We start from the raw sequence: 18,319 nt of genomic DNA on the forward strand, positions 1-18,319 counted from the left end.
TCTCACTCCAGTTCCATAATTATGCCTTGCTTTACTTGATATACTTTTGATTGCTGTAATAAAACAGGGTCAATACCATCTAAGCTAGTCGTCGTCACGAACGTTTGCACGCGTCCTTTGATCGACTCTAAAAGATGTGTCTTGCGCTGATCATCTAATTCTGATAACACATCATCTAAAAGTAGAATGGGGTAGTAGCCAGTTTCATGGTAAATCAGTTCAATCTCAGCTAGCTTTAGCGAAAGAGCAGCAGTACGTTGTTGTCCCTGTGATCCAAATGTATGTAGATCAATTCCGCCTACAGTTAGGTTTAAATCATCACGGTGTGGACCAACTAAAGTGGTTCCTCTCTGAATTTCTTTGTCCATCACTTTCGCTAATTCTGCTTCCATTACCTGCGCTAGCTCCTCTTTTTTCATCTCCACTGATAATTTGACTGAAGGTACATATTTTACCACAAGTTCGTCTGTTTGTTGGGTGATGGCTTGGTGAATTTCTTGTGCCCATTTCTGGAGAGATATCAAAAACCGGAATCGACGAAACCAGATTTCGCATGCCAAGGAAATAAGTTGTTCATTGATCACTGTAAGTAGAGAGGGATGTGATTTTTTTTGCGCTAGTTGTTTGAGTAGACTATTACGTTGTGACACCAGTTTATTATACTGTGTTAAATAATGGATATACGCTGGGCTAACCTGACCGATCTCCATATCCAGAAAGCGTCGTCGCACTTGTGGACTTCCTTTTACGATGGATAAATCTTCAGGCGCAAACAGAACGATAGGAAGCGAGCCGATGTAATGGCTTAGCTTGGTTTGCTCAATCCCATTTCGACTCACTTTTTTCCCTTTCTCTGTCAGGGTAATACTTAACTTCATTTTCTGCGTACCTTTTACTACCTGTGCCTGAAGCTGCGCCGATTCTTTACCAAACTGAATCAGTTCTTTGTGTGTCCGCGAGCGATGAGATTTGCCCATACCCAGTACATACAAAGATTCCAAAATATTGGTTTTCCCTTGTGCATTAGCGCCCACAAAGAAGTGAAGCGTTTCCTGACATTGTAACGTTAGTTCATTTATATTACGATATTGCTTCAAATGCAAGGAATGAACACGCAAAACTGTGCCTCCTTTGACAAACTAAACCACTTGTAGCGGTTCATAACCTTCGATATCCACAACATCCTGTGGATAAATTTTCTTCCCACGACGATGTTCAATCTGTCCATTGATTTTAACTGCTACATCCTCTAAAAAGAACTTCGCATGACCCCCACTAGAAATTAAATCTAGTCTTTTTAGCAACTGTCCCAGAGTAATGTAGGGTGTATCTAGTTTGAGTTGTTGCATGTATGATGCCTCCCGTTATCCAAAAGTTAGGAGTGGATTTAGCGCAACCCCGCTGTACATCTGTTTAACGCGTACGAATGGGTACAATCACGTGTAGAGAGTCTGAAGTGTCTACTGGTTGAATTAAAAATGGGGTCATCGTTCCAGTAAACTGAATCTTTACTTGATCACTCTCAATGGTCCGTAATGCGTCAATCATGTAACGTGCGTTAAAAGATATACTTAATTCATTTCCTTCTACTTGCGCAGCTACTTCCTCCGAAACACTACCAATGTCTTGTGAAGCAGAGTTTACCTCAATCGAATTTGGTTTTATCGTCCATTTTATCACATTATCACGTCCATCACGACTCATTAGCGATGCCCGATCTACAGACTGAAGTAAATCACGGGTGGACGCGAGCAAATGGGTTTCACCATTTTTAGGAATAACACGATTTGTATCCGGGTAAGTACCTTCTAACAACCTTGAATAAAAGGAGATGTGTTCTGTTTTCACTAACATTTGGTTCTCAGCTACGATAATGTCAACAACTTCATCCTGATCATGAAAAGTTTTGGCAAGTTCTGCTAAGCTTTTCCCAGGGACAATTACATTCTCTAACTGTACATCATTTGAAACCTCAACCATAGCTTGTTGGTAAGATAAGCGGTGACTATCTGTCGCAACACATGTGAGTATTCCCTCCTGAAGCTGTATGAGTACGCCTGTTAGGACCCCTCGTGCTTCTGAAGTTGATACGGCAAAACCCGTCTGTCGAATTAATGCATTTAATGTATCAGTAGCGATACTGACAACGTTCTCTTCTTCTAACTGTGGTAATCTAGGAAATTCTTGAGTGGGTAATCCATTTAAGTGAAACTCTGCTTGTTTTGAACGAATCGTGGTTTGATATTGATCTCCCACTACCCATTCTACTGTATCACCTGGTAATTTACGTACAATGTCTGCAAATATTTTGCCAGGTAGAATGACTTCTCCTGTTTGTTGAATAAAAACCTGATCTGTTTCATCGTGCTTTAGCGATATAAAAACTTGAATCGTAATATCCGAGTTACTTCCTGTTAGTGTTAACCCTTCCGAAGTTGCTTGGCAAAGGATTCCCGTTAATATGGGAATCGTGGTTTTTTGCGAGACTGCTTTTGATACTTGTGAAACTGCATCTACTAAAATCGATTTTTGAATTCGGATTTGCATCGGTATCCTCCTAAACCATTTTAAAAGCGAACTAATTGTTTATGTGAATGCCTACAAGTCAGATTAGCATTTTTAGATCCAAAAAAGTTTATGCATATTAGCCAAATCAATCCCATATACATATATATATTTAATAAAAATAGTAGTAGTACTGGTAGTAGGGGCTGTGGATAGTGTGGATAAATGATATGAGCCCTTTAACGATATCGGATGATGGCTGTGTACAATCTGTGTATAAGTAGGTCAATTTTATCCACATTTGTTCACAGTTGTCCACAAAGTACCTGCTATGTACCTCTTAAAATTCTTTTTTTCAATTCTTCAATCGCTTGTTGGAGCTGGGGATCATTTTCTAAACTGCGCCTAATTTTTTCGTGTGCATGCATAACTGTGGTATGATCTCGCCCACCAAAATCATAACCAATTTTGGGAAGTGAAAACTCCGTAAGCTCTCTACACAGATACATCGCAATCTGTCTAGGAAAAGCGACTGTTTTTGTCCGTTTTTTACTTTTTAGATCTTCCATACGAAGACGATAGTAGGTGCAAACCGTTTGTTGAATATCGGAAATACCAATCACTTTGGGACGTGTATCCGGCATGATATCTTTTAATGCTTCATCAGCTAAATCAGGGGAAATCGGCTGATTCATGAGAGCGGAATAAGCTACAACTCTAATGAGAGCCCCTTCAAGTTCGCGAATATTGGTATCCACACGATCAGCTATAAAAGCGAGTACTTCACTTGGCGCATCTAATTTATCGGCAATTGCTTTCTTTCTTAAAATCGCAATCCGTGTTTCTAAATCGGGCGGTTGCACATCTGTAATGAGTCCCCATTCAAAACGAGAACGTAAGCGGTCTTCCAAAGTTGGAATTTCTTTGGGGGGACGGTCACTTGAGATAATAATTTGTTTACTTGCTTCATGTAGGGCGTTGAAGGTATGGAAAAATTCTTCTTGTGTTTGTTCTTTTTTAGCTAAAAATTGGATGTCGTCGATGAGTAGAACATCAACAGATCGATATTTGTTGCGAAAATATTCCGCTTTGTTATCGCGAATCGAGTTAATAAATTCATTCGTGAATTTCTCAGAGGATAAGTATACCACTCGACTGGAAGGATTATGGCCCATTACATAATGACCAATCGCATGCATCAAATGCGTTTTCCCAAGTCCTACCCCACCATAAATGAAAAGAGGATTATATGCTTTAGCAGGAGCCTCGGCTACTGCTAATGAAGCAGCATGAGCAAAGCGATTGCCAGACCCGATTACAAAGGTTTCAAAAGTGTATCGAGGATTTAATCTTGCGATGGGAATGCCATCTTGATCCGATTCTTCCTCGAGGTCCTGCTTTTTTTCTTGCGGGGTATCCCCTTTTGGTTTCTCTGTCGTCTGACTGATAAATTTGACACCAATGTGTGCGCCTGTTACTTCCTTTAAGGCATCACGAATCAAATCAGCATAACGCGATTCCAACCAATCTCTGGCAAAATCGTTCGGTGCGGCGATAGACAATGTATTATCTTGCAATTCGACTGCTTCAGTAGCAGTTAACCAGGTTTCAAAACTAGGCTTACTGACACGATTTTGTACCTCTTCTAAAGTACGTGTCCATAATTCTTGGATGTGTTGCAACGAAGTTCCCCCTTCCGTATCACAAAAAATAAATTATCCACAGGCAAAATATGACCATAAACAAAGCTGATCCTATCTATTCACAATATCCACATGTTGTGGATATCTTTTTACACAGGATGTGGATGAAACGAAATTAAATTATCCACAGGATGTGGATAATTTAATTGTTAATATGATGTTATCCACTGCTAAGCCAAGAATAGAATATCAAATAATACAAGCATTTACAACGAAATCCATCATGTTATCCACAATTCACAAGTCATATAAACACAGTTATTCACAATGTGTGAATTTGTGGATAACTAGTGGATATGCAGTGGATAAATACAGTCGGCTTAAAATCTTATCCACATGTGGATAAGTAAAAGTAATCACGATTGCTTTCTTGACAACTAAGCTATGGGCTGTCTATAATGAGAGGGATTGTATTTGTGAGATAGATCGACTTCAGTTGTACAGAAGGGAGGATGCCTGGTTCGGTGGTTGAATTAGATCTGTCGTTCCCACTATCTTGCCTTTGCGAGTGGAATGTTCATGTTCGGAGATCTCGCACGATATGCTATAAGGCAGAATGATAACCAGGTGTACGCTATTATGAAACGCACATATCAACCTAGTAAGCGTAAGCGGAAAAATGTACATGGTTTTCGCGCGCGTATGAGCACGAAAAACGGTCGCAAAGTACTTGCGAGACGTAGAAGAAAAGGTAGAAAAGTACTATCTGCATAATTTAAGGCCACTTGTTGCAGTGGCCTTTTTCCTATATCAGTATGATCTTTAGGGTGGGTTCAGACCTCACTTCTATAAGTGAAGTGGGGCTTTAATCCTGGACCTGATTCCTCCGATGTTTCAGCCAAGGCTGATACGAGTCCACTAAAGTGAATGAGAATAAGATTGGAAGGGATTTTCTTGCAAAAGAAGTATCGTCTTAAAAGACGAAGTGACTTTCGAAAAATTTTTCGAGCAGGGAATTCGGTCGCCAATAGGCAATTTGTACTTGTCACGCGTCGTAATGAGGAACTAGAAGAGGTGCGTGTCGGTATTTCGGTGAGCAAAAAAGTGGGTAACGCTGTGGTTAGAAATCGTATTAAGCGTACCATTAAAGAGATTGTAAGGAATTGGATTCCATACATAAAATCACAAGTGGACATTGTCATTGTGGTCAGAAATCCAGTGGCGACGATGGACTACCATCAGATTAAGTCCAGCTTAAACCATGTGTTTCAGCGCGGAAAACTGTTTCATACGAGACCGCCAAAGGAATGAAAGGGGAGTGAGTGATGCTTAAAGCAAGTGCTATAGGAGTGATTCGCTTCTATCGCAGGTATATTTCTCCATATACGCCGCCAACTTGTCGATTTGTTCCAACTTGCTCTCAGTATGGTTTAACGGCGATTGAAAGACATGGATTTTTCGTGGGTAGCTGGTACACATTTGTCAGAATTCTCAAATGCCAACCTTTTCATCCCGGTGGAATTGATCACGTACCTGAGAAAAATAAATAAATTTCGAGGAGGATACCTCTCGTGTTCAAAAGACGACGTCAACTGGCGTTGGTACTATTGCTTGTCATGACAATGGTGATGATGGCAGGCTGTGTTCCAGATACAACGCAATTTAAAATCGATTATCAGAACCCTAGTTTGTGGGAAAAGTATTTGGTGATTCCCCTTTCAAGTTTATTAGATCTATTTGAGCAATACATGGGTAGCTATGGGCTATCGATTGTTGTTGTTACCATTCTCATTCGGATTGCCGTTTTTCCTTTACAATGGAAGCAACAGAAGAGTACCAAGGCGATGCAAGAACTTCAACCACATATATTAAAAATAAGAGAGAAATATAAAAAAGACCAGCAAAAGCTGCAAGAAGAAACGATGAAATTGTTTCAAGCGCATAATGTAAATCCGATGGCTGGTTGTTTTCCAATTCTCTTACAGATCCCGATTTTATTTGCTTTTTATCAAGCGATTATGGGGAATGAACATATTGCAGAGGCATCTTTCCTCTATTTACAGTTAGGAGAAGCTGACCCTTATTACATTTTACCATTACTGGCAGCCGTCACTACCTATCTACAGCTGATTGCTACCGGTGCTAGTGATAATCCACAAATGAAAATCATGCTATTCTTTATGCCAGTCATGATCTTTTTCTTAGCATGGAATTTCCCATCTGCATTGTCTTTATACTGGGTGATCGGAAATATCTTTACGATCTTAACTTACCTGATTTTCTTTAAGAAAAATAAGCCAGTAAAAGCTTAAAGCGTGTACGATGAAACACCTCACTTACTGAGTATGTGAGGTGTTTTTGTTGTCATCGATCCTGAAACCAACTCCAGCTACTTTTTATGTACGGATAAATCTAGATAAACGCTCATCAAATGTGGGATCTAATCCCCACCAACGAGTCAAGCTCGTAAATCATGACTCATTACAAAATTTGAGATCCCGTCAAGCATGATAATGGATATACATAGGAATCTATAACAAGGTAAGACGCATTGATAAAGAGAAATCAGTTAACCTAACTATTGTCCGGTTGGATGATGGTCGACGATTTTTACATACTTTCTATGTAATTCGTCTACTTTTTCAGGAGATTCTAGTATTCTATCTACATTTTCTGCCCATACGGTGGCGTTTTGCATATCCGATAGCTTCACGCCAAAAAACGATTCCAGTTCGCTCCTTGATACATTTAGAGTGTGTGAATATCCATCAATTCCTACTTCTACCTTTATTCGGTCTAAAGTATTGCTGTAGCGAAGATAACGTGGACCTGCTTCAGCCAATAGTTTTTTGAACACGTCATAGATATTTATAGACTTTGAATCATTCCTAAGTCCTCCGTATGTAACAACTAAAGTTTTCCCCTCGATCTTTACATCTGCAATAAAGCTAGGTCCATCTTGCTTCTCTGTAATTTTCTTTATTAATTCATCGTTACTCAAAAACTCAGGTTTACTTTGATTTTCTTCATTCGCACCTTCAACTTTATCGTAATAAAGCATTTCGATGTTAACTGAAGGATGATAATCCCCAGTGTATACGACTTGACTTAGTAGTCCATATACGGAATAGGTTTTCCCTTCTTCAAATTCATCATCAGGAATGGAATAAGTTTTACCATCCCTATAATTGTTAATCGGTGCTACAGTTTGATAACCTTCTCGAATAGAAAAAATTCGATATGGATTCGAACCTGAGCTTATCAAGGTATCCCCTTTATCATCAACGGTTACTACTCCAGAAACTCTCACACATTGTTCACTATTTTCATCTATCCAACTGCTGATATTTGATTGATCTGAATTAGACAACAATTGATCTAAGCTTATACAGTTTTGCTTGAAAATGACCTTTTCTCTATCATTATGGGTTCGATGTATGGGAACCGTATATTTACCAGGATTTACGCTGATTTCAACTGTATAAGTCAGATGATCAATTGGCGTATCGACTTCTAGAGTAAAGTGACCATTTGCGTCTACCTTTTCTTCGTATGAGATTTCATAGTCATTTGAGCTTACGTTTTTAACTTGTGCCAGAATTTTAGTCTTAGGCGTTGCACTACCCGAAATAATAGTTTTATCTTGATCCGTTATAATTGTGTCTTCTGGAATAATGACTTCTCTAGAAGTATATTCTTCTGAACATGAGGTCAAAATCCCAATGGACAGTAAAAATATTAGGATAAATCCACATCTTTGTATCACGATTAAACACCTCTCATTTGGAAACAGTATATTTATTCTATCATAAAATTTACGATATACTTTTAAAATTGCGTTTGAGGAGGGTAAAATCAAACTGGACATCGTTCATCTAGACGCCAGTTTTGTTTCTGCTGAAAAGGGAGGAATAAAGGTTGGAAAAGGCTCGTAAGTCTTATGTATCGTCGAAAATCAAAAGGGAGCTCCCGGTTGCTTTACGTGTCGAAGAAGCGACCCCTCACGGGATCAACTTGAGAAGATCGTGAATGATATTCGTTTCCCACAAAAACCCTAATAAAGGGTACCCAATTCGATCCTTTCAGAGGAGATTCTTTTTCGCGTTCCTATGCGAAAAGCATGGCAAGAAACCTGCTAACAACGATACAAGGTTGAGCGTTGTTTTGCTTGGATGGATAATTTTTGGCGCCTGGTCATTGGATATGAACATGGTGCTCGATTATATCGCGGTTTTTGTGTGCTTGCTCGCATCATTATATGCCTGCTGCATTTTTGAAATGGTTTATAGTCGAGAGATTAGTAATGAAAAAAGGCGGAATAATCCGCCTACTAAAGCCAATTATATATTTATCGCTATGATACTGCGTTAAACGTTCCAATTTGAATCGGTGCAGCATCTGGTACAAATATATTAAATAAAGGATTGTTACTAGAATCTGTTATCAAAAATCGTAGTGTTTGTGAGTCATTGTTTGACGTAGTAAGCTGACTTCCAATAATGGGAACTCTCAAATGTGCTAAATTAAAGTCTGTATCCTGCGTTCCTGTATCATGTAGTGATCGACTATTACTTCCTTGAAATATAGCAATATTATCCCTTACTCTACCTTTAACTCGATTTAATATGGTGTCATTAGGTACCGTATTACTTGTAAATGAATAGTTTACACCGCCAAGTCTAAATAGAATCACTAGTGGTCCTCCTGTTACTAAGGCACCTCCATTTTGAATAGTAAAAAACAACCCTCCTGTAATACCAATATTTGTTACCGGATTACCAGATAGCTTGTCTATACCATTAATAGACGGAGTAGGTGGCGAGAAAAAAGAAACTTCTGCTATCATATTTAATCCCTCCCTCAATTTTTATATGATATTATATGTATCTATTAGTATAAATGTCATAACTTTTGAGCCTAAATTTTAGATGCTTTACCTACAGTCAATTCAATTTGCAAATAGAAGTGAGGGACTGACCCCTCTCCAAAATCAAAAAATATCATGGTGTTTCTGATCATCATAATAGATTCCGATAATACTTTTTTTGGGTTCATCTAAACTTCCCTTTTTGTGTATTTGGATTATTTAAACGAATAAAATATGGGATAGCCTCGCAGTTTGTTTTGACGTTTTCTTTTTTTGCTATCAATTTTCCTAATCCATCTTGAACGATCTCTCCACTAATTTGAGCCTTCAGCCATAAGGTAGGGGTCAAGGGGTTGCAATTCGAATGTAAACTTTCCCGTTTCATCCGTTATTGTAGGATTTTCTTTTTCTCGCTTAATCGTTAATTGTTCCCTCCAAATGATGGCTTGTCCAGAAATGACCGTGATATCTGTTTCTGTCTCCACACACTCTGTTTACACACCATCCCCGCGTTAATCGACAAATTTTCTTTATTTTGTATCCTGTTAACCGGTATGGTACATTAATATCTAAGATTAATAGAGGTGTGTGAATAAGATGGAAACGGATACGATTACGGCTGTTGCTACGCCACCTGGTGAAGGTGGAATTGCTGTGATTCGAGTGAGTGGATCAGATGCGGTAGGGAAAGTGAGCCAGATCTATAAGGGTAAAAACAATTTAAGAGATGTGTCGTCCCATACCGTTCACTATGGCTATATGGTTCATCCAGAAACGAGTGAGCGTATAGATGAGGTATTGGTTACTGTGATGAGAGCGCCACGCACGTTTACACGTGAAGATGTGGTTGAAATCAGCTGTCATGGTGGAATGGTTCCGGTAAAAGAAATCTTAGAAGCTTTGCAAACAATCGGGATCCGGATGGCAGAGCCGGGTGAATTTACGAAAAGAGCTTTTTTAAATGGGCGCATTGACTTATCACAGGCTGAAGCGGTGATTGATCTGATCCGTGCAAAGACAGATCGGGCTGCCAAAGTGGCGCTAACTCAACATGAGGGTAAGTTGTCGCATCTCATTCAGAAGCTACGTTCAGAGATTTTGGAGACTTTAGCCCACTTAGCTGTAAATGTGGATTATCCGGAGTATGATGCAGAAGAGATGACAAGTCAATATGTTATGGAAAGATGCAGTTATATTGAAGGAGAAATTGAGCGTCTACTGCAAACGGCTAAGCAAGGGAAAATATACAGAGAAGGTATTGCGACGGTAATTGTGGGGCGGCCTAATGTGGGTAAATCCTCGTTAATGAACGCGCTTACCCAAGAAAATAAAGCAATTGTAACGGATATTCCCGGTACGACTCGGGATGTCATAGAAGAGTATGTTAATGTACGCGGAATTCCGCTACGCTTGTTAGATACAGCAGGGATTCGAGAAACAGAGGATATCGTAGAAAAAATGGGTGTCGAACGTTCCCAACAAGAACTGACAAGAGCTGATTTAGTATTATGGGTTTTAAGTCATGTTGAAGGACTAACAGAAGATGATAAACGATTAATGGAGCAGATGAAACAGAATCAAGTGATTGTCATTGTAAATAAAACAGATTTACCACGTGAACTAGATTTAGACGAGCTGAAGCGGTTGATTGGAGAACGTCCTTTGATTACGACTTCAATGAAAGAAGATCGGGGATTAGATGACCTCGAACGAGCGATTGAATCGTTGTTTCAGTTGGGGCGTGTGGAACTTCACGAAGGTGCTTATGTGAGTAATGCGCGCCACATTCACTTGTTAAAAACGGCGAAGCAAAGTGTTGGTGAAGTGAAGATGGGGATTGAAGCAGGGATGCCACTTGATATGGTGGAGATCGATATGAAGAATGCATGGCAATCCCTAGGTGAAGTCATTGGAGATGCGGTAGCAGAGGATTTAATCGATCAGATTTTCGCTAATTTTTGTCTAGGTAAATAGATGAGAGGTGAATGAAATTGAGTTATGTAGGTGGAGAGTATGATGTCGTGGTGATTGGTGCAGGACATGCGGGTTGCGAAGCTGCTTTGGCGGCAGCACGTATGGGTTGTTCTACATTACTGCTTACACTTAGTTTAGATACGATTGCGTATATGCCTTGTAATCCTTCAATTGGGGGGCCTGCGAAGGGTCATGTGGTAAGAGAAATAGATGCCCTCGGCGGTGAAATGGGCAAAGTGATCGATAAAACCCATATTCAAATGCGCATGCTTAACACTGGAAAAGGTCCTGCTGTTTATGCCTTACGAGCACAGGCGGACAAGTTTCTATATCAGCAAGAGATGAAAAAAACGATTGAGGAACAACCTAATCTATCACTCCACCAAGGTATGGTGGAAGAATTAATCATTGAAGCGGGTGTAGCTAAGGGTGTTATAACACGAACTGGAGCACGATATCATGCAAAAGCGGTTGTGCTGACAACAGGCACTTATTTACGTGGCAAGGTGATCGTAGGAGACTTAGCTTACGAAAGCGGTCCGAACAATCAACAACCATCAGTTAACTTAGCCCTTCATTTAATGGATCTCGGTTTTGATATGGTGCGTTTTAAAACAGGCACACCTCCTCGTATCAATAAACGAACGATCGATACCAGCCAAATGGAGATTCAACCAGGTGATGATGAACCACGAGCCTTTTCATATGAAACGACTTCTTACATCATGGATCAGATGCCTTGTTGGCTAACATATACCAATGATGATACGCACACTTATATTCGTGATAATCTACACCGTGCACCTATGTATTCGGGTGTAATTGAAGGGACTGGTCCGCGCTATTGTCCTTCAATTGAAGATAAAATTGTTCGCTTTGCTGACAAGGGCAGACACCAAATTTTTATAGAGCCAGAGGGGCGCAGTACAGAAGAAATGTATGTACAAGGGCTTTCCACTAGCTTACCTGAAGATGTCCAACTTAATATCTTACGTACGATTAAAGGACTTGAGAAAACAGAAATGATGCGGACTGGATATGCGATTGAATATGATGCGATTGTGCCGACACAGCTGTGGCCTTCGCTAGAGAGTAAACCAGTTCCTCATCTGTTTACTGCTGGGCAAATTAACGGTACTTCTGGCTATGAAGAGGCAGCTGGGCAAGGGATTATGGCGGGTATAAATGCCGCGCGCAAAGCACAGGGAAAAGACCCTGTTATTTTAGATCGCTCTCAAGCATACATCGGTGTTTTAATTGATGACTTAGTAACGAAAGGAACAAATGAGCCGTACCGCTTACTTACGTCACGAGCGGAATATCGATTATTGTTACGTCATGATAATGCAGACATGCGATTAACACCAATTGGATATGATATCGGTTTAATTCCAGAAGAACGTTATCACAGATTTACAGCGAAAAAAGAAGCTGTTCAACTCGAAATTAAACGTTTACATGAAGTAAAAGTAAAACCGACTGAAGAGGTACAAGCGATTTTAAGAGAGATGGGCACCCCTGAAATTAATAATGCAGTCGAGCTAGCACAGCTGATTAAGCGACCTGAATTGGGATATGATGAGATTGCCAAAATGTCAGCACCACCAGAACCACTAATGAAAGATACAGCTGAGCAAGTAGAGATCCAACTGAAATTCGAAGGCTATATCAAAAAATCTTTGCAGCAAGTGGAAAAAATGAAGAAAATAGAAGAAAAGCATATTCCGTCATGGGTAGATTATGCTAAAATAGCAGGTATTTCTTCTGAAGCACGTGAGAAATTACAACAAGTGCAACCGATCTCTTTAGGACAAGCTTCTCGTATTTCAGGTGTAAACCCTGCTGATATTTCCATTTTGATGGTATATATTGAGCAAAGTGGTAAGGTATATACAATAGATGAATGAGAGGCGATCTAGATTTTGAAACACGATCAGTGGTTACAAGAGCATGTGAGTCGGCTGGGGATTGATTTGACAGAGCACCAATTGGAGCAATTTCAGCAGTATTATGAGCTTTTGATTGAGACAAATAAAGTCATGAACCTAACCGGCATTACGGATAGAGATGAAGTTTATATTAAACATTTCTACGATTCATTAACCTTAATTGCGGCATTTGATCCTAAAAAAACGAAGTCTATTATCGATGTAGGAACAGGTGCTGGATTCCCTGGGATACCCCTTAAAATTGCATTTCCAGATCTAGAAGTTGTGCTACTCGATTCACTGAAAAAACGCATTCACTTTTTACAATCTGTAGTCAATCATTTAGATTTATCTGGCGTAACCTGCATACATGGCCGTGCAGAAGAGCTAGCACATCAGAAGTTGTATCGAGCTTCTTTTGATCTTGCAACGGCTCGTGCTGTAGCTAAATTAAATGTACTGGCCGAATATTGTTTGCCTTTTGTAAAAGTGGGGGGGATGTTTATTTCGATGAAAGGGACCGTAATGTCTGATGAGGTGGAATCAGCTAAGAAAGCACTGCATGTCATGGGAAAGGCAACGTTTAAACAGACCACGTTTGAATTGCCTGCATCAATGGGTACGCGGTCATTACTACAAATGCAAAAAAGAGATCACAGTCCTAAAGCATATCCTAGACGGGCTGGACTACCCGTAAAACAACCGCTTGTTTAATGAAAAGAGACAATGCATACACGGATGCACTTGTCTCTTTTTTCACCCTAAATGATTAATTAAATTATGAAGTCCACGTAGTGCCATTTTTCTTTTTTCAATCTGATCGATTTCTTGTCTTTTTCGGCTGTTTTCGGAAAAGGGTGTAATAAATTCTTCGAAGGAACTATAACCGAAAGCATCTTCAAATTCGATTTGATCACTTTTAAGTTTTTCGCTACCTGTTTCTTTTTTTTTGTCAAGATGTTCTTCGCTATCTATATGAGCAAGTGGTATGGAGGTTGTGTTAAATGAAGGTGTATGATCTTTTGATTCACTAATGGTCTGTTCTGCTTCTGATTCATTCTCATCCATTTTACCGGAAAGTACAGAGCGTCTTTGAGCTAATCGATTCTTTTTCGTGAGACGAGTACGTTTTCTGGGAGAAGTTTTTTCTTTTTTCTCAGCTTCAGTAAGTTCTGCACTCGGTAGAGCTAGAGGATGATCTTTTAATATGTTTTCTTGTTCTGTAAAAGGACGTTTTGACATCGGAGCAGAACGATTTAGATAGGAATTAGGATCAGATTCATATTTGTGATCATACTCATCGGTATTTGAACTACGACGATATATAGGTGATTCGAATATGGTTTGCTTTTGATAATGTGAAGGTGCATCAGCTGTATCATCGTGATTCATATGCGATTCACGGTCTTTAATATCTGCTTCAATGGCATCTTGTTTAATGAGAAAAGGGAAAGCGTTCACCCTTTGTGCTTCGATTACATCTTTTTCATGTTCTTGTGGTTCTGTATGTTCCTCTAGTTCGGGAGCTGACTGAAAAGTAAAAGTTGTTGAAGTTGTTGTTTGTGTCTCAATCGTTTGCTTATGTAAATGCAGCCTGCTTTCTGCTGAGCCCATGTTAAAAGTTTCAGTTTTGGGTTCTTCTGATGTGATTTGATTAATAGGGCTTGCATCATGATTAGAAACCTGAATTAAAGTGGCTAGTGTTTGTTGGTCTATATTGAGATAAAGAACTTGTTTACCATTTTCTTCAAGATGCTTGACAGAATCAAGTCCTGATTGACCTGATCCAATTAAGACAACGTCATATTGAGATTTCATCTTCTTGAAACCCCTCCTTTTACTACCCGTTCGAAGATGTTCTTCTCAATTATTATCTCTCTTTTAGCTTAGGATAGCTAGCATATTCTAGTAATTTTCTTATAATCATTTAGCTCTTTTTACGATCATTTTACGATATATGATTACCCCAAGGGAGCCCTTGGGGTATATAAATGATTTTGATGGTATGATTTTACTTGTTCTTAATGCGCTGTACGCTTTTTTTATTAGCAGTTGGTTCTCCCACTTTTTCAGGAACATTAAACTCTTGGTGAATAGCAGCGGCAGCTTCTATAATACCTTTACTATTCGTGTTGTTTGCTTTAGATTGAGCAAATTTACAAAGCCCAAATCCATTGGCAAATTGGGCTTCAATGCCATAGTCTTCAGCAAAGATTAGTTTTTCACCAAAACGTTCCCGGTAGAAGGGTTTAAACGGAATCGATGCGCCACCTGTTAAGATAATGAAGGTAATATCATCACCGTAGTCAAGACGATTCCATACTTCGTCTATTAAGGCTTCCCCAACTTCTTTAATAGAAGCTTGTATTAAATTGCTGACATCATGCACTTTTCCTTTAAAGCTAATTTCACCTGAATTCACAATACGAGGCAAACTCCAAATTGGATATTCTTTTCCATTTCCATCCGAGTCTACATTTTCAGTAAACTCAAGCAATCGCTTAGACAGTAATTGGTAAACGTTTAACATCGCGTGACGTGATGTAAAGCTTTGGCGTTTAATAATGGTTTCCCCATGAAGCGTTTCCACGTCAGATGTGCCGAAGCCTAAATCATTAATACTCACTTTTTGAATAAAGAGGTCTTCATTTAGTAGTCTTCCATCACGGTCAAGTGCGATATGGAACAATGTCGCCATAGGTTGGCTAATAACGAATAGATTTTCTTGTTTGATTTCAAATTCAATTTTACGCCAAGGTAAGTTGCCTTGTTTTACTTCGAAGCTGTGTTTTCCAACGAGGCGTTTTTTTAATTCATCCTTATAGTCGATATAGCTATCAGTTGGAAGCGCAACCGACACAACTGGTTCTTGATTTCCTTGTAACATGAGACCGGTGCTCACACGAAACATAATCAGATACTCTTGTTCGCGAAACCAAGTGGGGCTGAACAAGCGGCGCCTATGTGAATCAAATAGTTCATCATCGCCGGATTGTTCAATGGCTAATTTACCACAGAACCATTCACGATCTCCTTCATGTTCACGATACATGATATTGTGGGAATCGTTGTTGTAAGTAATTTCACCTACACGGTTAGGAACAACCATGTTGCGAATAAACATCTTATAGAACTTTCCATTTGTACGGCTTACCACTTTTGTACCATAATACCCTTGGTCATTACCAATATAAACAGGTGTAGTCATTCTATTTCCTCCTCAAGGATTTCATCCGTTACTTTACGCAATTATCATTGTGTTACGCAAGATTATCTCATATGTATTCTACTAGGTAACTATATCATATCTCCACTATTTTATTTTACCTGATCTGTTGCTATCGTATTACAATATTAGGAATCGTATATATAAAATTAAGCATGTAAATACTTGCCCTTTTTAGTCGGAACATATCTAGCAGACTTTAATGCAAGTATAGTGATAGGAAAATAACAGATTAAGCATATGAATGTTAGGTGATTACTTAGGGTTAGAAAGGGCTTTATTGATAGGATCGTTTGTGATACATAATAAAAAATAATAGTAGTTCTTCGAATATAAAAGTCGAATTGTTTATTATAAAGCTTACACCCCTAGCATAACGAATTATGGAGAGATTTGAAAGTGTTAAATCATTTAATTCAATTAATTTAATTGAATGATTGAATCTAATAATGAAGTCATAGACTTATTAAGCAGTTGCTAAAGGGGGCCAACTTGCATGGTTTTTCTCTTTATCATTTTCTAAGTATATTCACTATCAAAATTGTTTTTTAGGAGATTCAATCTATGTTTCACGTGGAACATAGATTGAATAAATAAAGATGGCCCCTTAGTGTGGGATTCTTGGGTAGATTTCTGCTTGATGAAATTGCCAAATCACCCCATCTCATGCAATTAGAAATGTATTTACATGGGCACGACACCAGTTACTAGTCTTTTAGTTCCTTTTTTCAAACGTTCATCGTTTTACACAGTAGCAACCCCATACGGTTATATCTTAGGGAACAAAGCTTACTACAAGTAGGACGAGTACGGCTCATGTCTGTTCCCTAAGCATCCCCATAAGGGGTTAAGCAACGCTCGCTTTTATTCCAATCCTAAAGAAACTGGGCTTTCCCGCTCGCAAAATTTGTAATCCCGAATTAGTGCAGGGAGGCAGAAGAAAGTAGCGAATATTACATAGTGTAAGCTGTTAAGGTGACTTCAATCTAGGAAATTAGAGATCTCTTTTTTAGACGAGATGAGAGGATGTTTTAGTGATGAGAGAGTCCTTTTCTCGATTTTTTGGTAAATCTGAACAAAAACAAGATCAAATCATGGAGATTGCTACAAAAGATATTGTCCCTTGTCCTTACCAACCACGTATTCTTTTTCAAGAAGATAAACTAGATGAGTTGTGCCATACGATTCGTCTTCACGGTGTGATTCAACCTATTGTAGTTAGACAAAAAGGAGAGCATTATGAGTTAATTGCTGGAGAAAGAAGGTTGCGAGCCGTTAAAAAATTAGGTAATTCAACTATTCCAGCTCTCATACGTGAAATGAATGATCGTCAAGTTGCCTCAGCAGCCTTAATTGAGAACTTACAAAGAGAAGGTCTATCCGTTATTGAGGAAGCACATGCCTATCAAAAGCTAATCGAGATTGAGCAACTTACACAAGAGAGCTTAGCGCAACGACTAGGAAAAAGTCAGTCGACAATTGCCAATAAGTTACGCTTATTACATCTTCCAAAAGGTGTGCAAGAGAAGTTAATGGATCGACTGATTTCTGAGAGACATGCACGTGCATTATTACCGTTAAAAGAGGATGAAATCCAACTTAAACTATTAGAAGAGATTATTGAAAAAGATTTGAATGTCAAACAGACAGAGGAGAAAGTTAAGCGAATCCTTGCTCAAACTGAAGAGCAACCTCCAAAAGCAAAGCGCAGGGCTTATTCTAGAGATGTCCGCTTAGCGGTAAATACGATTCGTCATTCAATTGATCTCATTAAACAAACTGGATTAACAGTTGAGGCAGATGAACAAGAAGATGAACAGTTCTTTGAATTAACGATTCGTATTCCTAAAAAGAAAAAAGCATAGCGGTTGATAGGTCATCAGGTAGATGAGGAAAAATTATAGATTAAATCTCGCAAGTATATCTATTATTTGTTATTATGACGATAATGAAAACGTGACTTATAGTGAAGCAAATCGATTATGTTTTAAACGATATATCAGTATGGTATGAAAGAAATTCAAAACTATTTTATTGTTTCGGTTGTGTTGCATATCCAGAGATGTAGCGCATAATTCGATCGTAAGTTCTGCCCCCCTTTCAAATGAATTGTAATGCGTTTTATGGATGGATAAGGAGACTCAATCTAAAAAACGGTTCGAGTCAGTTAATGGGG

At 38.9% G+C, this 18,319-nt stretch carries 18 protein-coding genes; 8 read left to right on the forward strand and 10 right to left on the reverse strand.

The window, feature by feature from the left end:
* Positions 1–2: 2 nt before the first annotated feature.
* The 4 genes from recF to dnaA form a co-directional block, all read right to left on the reverse strand.
* Entirely contained in the window at positions 3–1,118 is a 1,116-nt protein-coding gene (gene recF, locus IC619_RS08220) for a DNA replication/repair protein RecF (RefSeq protein WP_191139395.1), read from the reverse strand.
* 21 nt (positions 1,119–1,139) lie between these two features.
* A complete protein-coding gene (gene yaaA / locus IC619_RS08225; protein WP_191139396.1) occupies positions 1,140–1,349 on the reverse strand; it encodes a S4 domain-containing protein YaaA in 210 nt (69 codons plus the stop codon).
* A gap of 64 nt (positions 1,350–1,413) precedes the next feature.
* Positions 1,414–2,547 carry a DNA polymerase III subunit beta gene (gene dnaN / locus IC619_RS08230; protein ID WP_191139397.1) on the reverse strand — a complete coding sequence of 378 codons (1,134 nt, stop codon included), beginning with the start codon at positions 2,545–2,547 and terminating at the stop codon, positions 1,414–1,416.
* A gap of 287 nt (positions 2,548–2,834) precedes the next feature.
* The gene (dnaA, locus tag IC619_RS08235) at positions 2,835–4,187 is read right to left on the reverse strand and encodes a chromosomal replication initiator protein DnaA (protein ID WP_191139398.1); all 1,353 of its coding nucleotides are present in this window, start codon (positions 4,185–4,187) and stop codon (positions 2,835–2,837) included.
* 600 nt (positions 4,188–4,787) lie between these two features.
* On the opposite strand from dnaA, the gene rpmH reads away from it, so the two are divergent.
* The 4 genes from rpmH to yidC all read left to right on the forward strand — a co-directional run bounded on the left by rpmH (position 4,788) and on the right by yidC (position 6,460).
* The gene (gene rpmH / locus IC619_RS08240) at positions 4,788–4,922 is read left to right on the forward strand and encodes a 50S ribosomal protein L34 (protein WP_191139399.1); all 135 of its coding nucleotides are present in this window, start codon (positions 4,788–4,790) and stop codon (positions 4,920–4,922) included.
* Between the two features lie 180 nt (positions 4,923–5,102).
* Positions 5,103–5,459, forward strand: a complete 357-nt coding sequence (gene rnpA, locus IC619_RS08245) for a ribonuclease P protein component (protein WP_191139400.1) — start codon at positions 5,103–5,105, stop codon at positions 5,457–5,459.
* A 14-nt stretch (positions 5,460–5,473) separates the two neighbouring features.
* Entirely contained in the window at positions 5,474–5,698 is a 225-nt protein-coding gene (gene yidD, locus IC619_RS08250) for a membrane protein insertion efficiency factor YidD (RefSeq protein WP_191139401.1), read from the forward strand.
* 66 nt (positions 5,699–5,764) lie between these two features.
* A complete protein-coding gene (gene yidC / locus IC619_RS08255; protein WP_191139412.1) occupies positions 5,765–6,460 on the forward strand; it encodes a membrane protein insertase YidC in 696 nt (231 codons plus the stop codon).
* Positions 6,461–6,726: 266 nt separating this feature from the next.
* On the opposite strand, the gene IC619_RS08260 is transcribed toward yidC, so the two are convergent.
* The 4 genes from IC619_RS08260 to IC619_RS08275 form a co-directional block, all read right to left on the reverse strand.
* Positions 6,727–7,914, reverse strand: a complete 1,188-nt coding sequence (locus tag IC619_RS08260) for a hypothetical protein (RefSeq protein ID WP_191139402.1) — start codon at positions 7,912–7,914, stop codon at positions 6,727–6,729.
* A 588-nt stretch (positions 7,915–8,502) separates the two neighbouring features.
* Positions 8,503–8,994 carry a hypothetical protein gene (locus IC619_RS08265; RefSeq protein WP_191139403.1) on the reverse strand — a complete coding sequence of 164 codons (492 nt, stop codon included), beginning with the start codon at positions 8,992–8,994 and terminating at the stop codon, positions 8,503–8,505.
* A gap of 71 nt (positions 8,995–9,065) precedes the next feature.
* A complete protein-coding gene (locus IC619_RS08270; RefSeq protein WP_191139404.1) occupies positions 9,066–9,203 on the reverse strand; it encodes a hypothetical protein in 138 nt (45 codons plus the stop codon).
* A gap of 126 nt (positions 9,204–9,329) precedes the next feature.
* A complete protein-coding gene (locus tag IC619_RS08275) occupies positions 9,330–9,500 on the reverse strand; it encodes a hypothetical protein (RefSeq protein ID WP_191139405.1) in 171 nt (56 codons plus the stop codon).
* Positions 9,501–9,612: 112 nt separating this feature from the next.
* Between IC619_RS08275 and mnmE the strand changes: the two genes are divergently transcribed.
* Genes mnmE through rsmG form a run of 3 tightly spaced genes read left to right on the forward strand, consistent with a single transcriptional unit; the run spans position 9,613 to position 13,631 of the window.
* A complete protein-coding gene (gene mnmE / locus IC619_RS08280) occupies positions 9,613–10,989 on the forward strand; it encodes a tRNA uridine-5-carboxymethylaminomethyl(34) synthesis GTPase MnmE (protein ID WP_191139406.1) in 1,377 nt (458 codons plus the stop codon).
* A gap of 17 nt (positions 10,990–11,006) precedes the next feature.
* The gene (gene mnmG, locus IC619_RS08285) at positions 11,007–12,896 is read left to right on the forward strand and encodes a tRNA uridine-5-carboxymethylaminomethyl(34) synthesis enzyme MnmG (RefSeq protein WP_347239782.1); all 1,890 of its coding nucleotides are present in this window, start codon (positions 11,007–11,009) and stop codon (positions 12,894–12,896) included.
* Between the two features lie 15 nt (positions 12,897–12,911).
* The gene (rsmG, locus tag IC619_RS08290) at positions 12,912–13,631 is read left to right on the forward strand and encodes a 16S rRNA (guanine(527)-N(7))-methyltransferase RsmG (RefSeq protein WP_191139408.1); all 720 of its coding nucleotides are present in this window, start codon (positions 12,912–12,914) and stop codon (positions 13,629–13,631) included.
* A gap of 42 nt (positions 13,632–13,673) precedes the next feature.
* Here rsmG and IC619_RS08295 read toward each other — a convergent pair whose 3' ends face one another.
* Together IC619_RS08295 and IC619_RS08300 are read right to left on the reverse strand one after the other, a co-directional pair.
* Positions 13,674–14,735, reverse strand: a complete 1,062-nt coding sequence (locus IC619_RS08295; protein ID WP_213260855.1) for a hypothetical protein — start codon at positions 14,733–14,735, stop codon at positions 13,674–13,676.
* A 193-nt stretch (positions 14,736–14,928) separates the two neighbouring features.
* Entirely contained in the window at positions 14,929–16,125 is a 1,197-nt protein-coding gene (locus IC619_RS08300; protein ID WP_191139414.1) for a ParM/StbA family protein, read from the reverse strand.
* Between the two features lie 1,055 nt (positions 16,126–17,180).
* Here IC619_RS08300 and noc point away from each other — a divergent pair.
* Positions 17,181–18,008: a nucleoid occlusion protein gene (gene noc, locus IC619_RS08305; protein ID WP_191139415.1), complete on the forward strand. Its 828-nt coding sequence runs from the start codon at positions 17,181–17,183 to the stop codon at positions 18,006–18,008.
* Positions 18,009–18,319 lie beyond the last annotated feature (311 nt).

The organism is Polycladospora coralii, assembly GCF_014773435.2.
Lineage (GTDB): Bacteria > Bacillota > Bacilli > Thermoactinomycetales > Thermoactinomycetaceae > Polycladospora > Polycladospora coralii.

What these genes read in the sequence shown, in the direction of transcription:
- yaaA (WP_191139396.1), bottom strand. Translation starts at nt 1,349, where the DNA reads ATGCAACAACTCAAACTAGATACACCCTACATTACTCTGGGACAGTTG.
- dnaN (WP_191139397.1), bottom strand. Translation starts at nt 2,547, where the DNA reads ATGCAAATCCGAATTCAAAAATCGATTTTAGTAGATGCAGTTTCACAA.
- rpmH (WP_191139399.1), top strand. Translation starts at nt 4,788, where the DNA reads ATGAAACGCACATATCAACCTAGTAAGCGTAAGCGGAAAAATGTACAT.
- yidD (WP_191139401.1), top strand. Translation starts at nt 5,474, where the DNA reads ATGCTTAAAGCAAGTGCTATAGGAGTGATTCGCTTCTATCGCAGGTAT.
- yidC (WP_191139412.1), top strand. Translation starts at nt 5,765, where the DNA reads ATGACAATGGTGATGATGGCAGGCTGTGTTCCAGATACAACGCAATTT.
- IC619_RS08265 (WP_191139403.1), bottom strand. Translation starts at nt 8,994, where the DNA reads ATGATAGCAGAAGTTTCTTTTTTCTCGCCACCTACTCCGTCTATTAAT.
- IC619_RS08270 (WP_191139404.1), bottom strand. Translation starts at nt 9,203, where the DNA reads ATGAACCCAAAAAAAGTATTATCGGAATCTATTATGATGATCAGAAAC.
- mnmE (WP_191139406.1), top strand. Translation starts at nt 9,613, where the DNA reads ATGGAAACGGATACGATTACGGCTGTTGCTACGCCACCTGGTGAAGGT.
- IC619_RS08295 (WP_213260855.1), bottom strand. Translation starts at nt 14,735, where the DNA reads ATGAAATCTCAATATGACGTTGTCTTAATTGGATCAGGTCAATCAGGA.
- IC619_RS08300 (WP_191139414.1), bottom strand. Translation starts at nt 16,125, where the DNA reads ATGACTACACCTGTTTATATTGGTAATGACCAAGGGTATTATGGTACA.
- noc (WP_191139415.1), top strand. Translation starts at nt 17,181, where the DNA reads ATGAGAGAGTCCTTTTCTCGATTTTTTGGTAAATCTGAACAAAAACAA.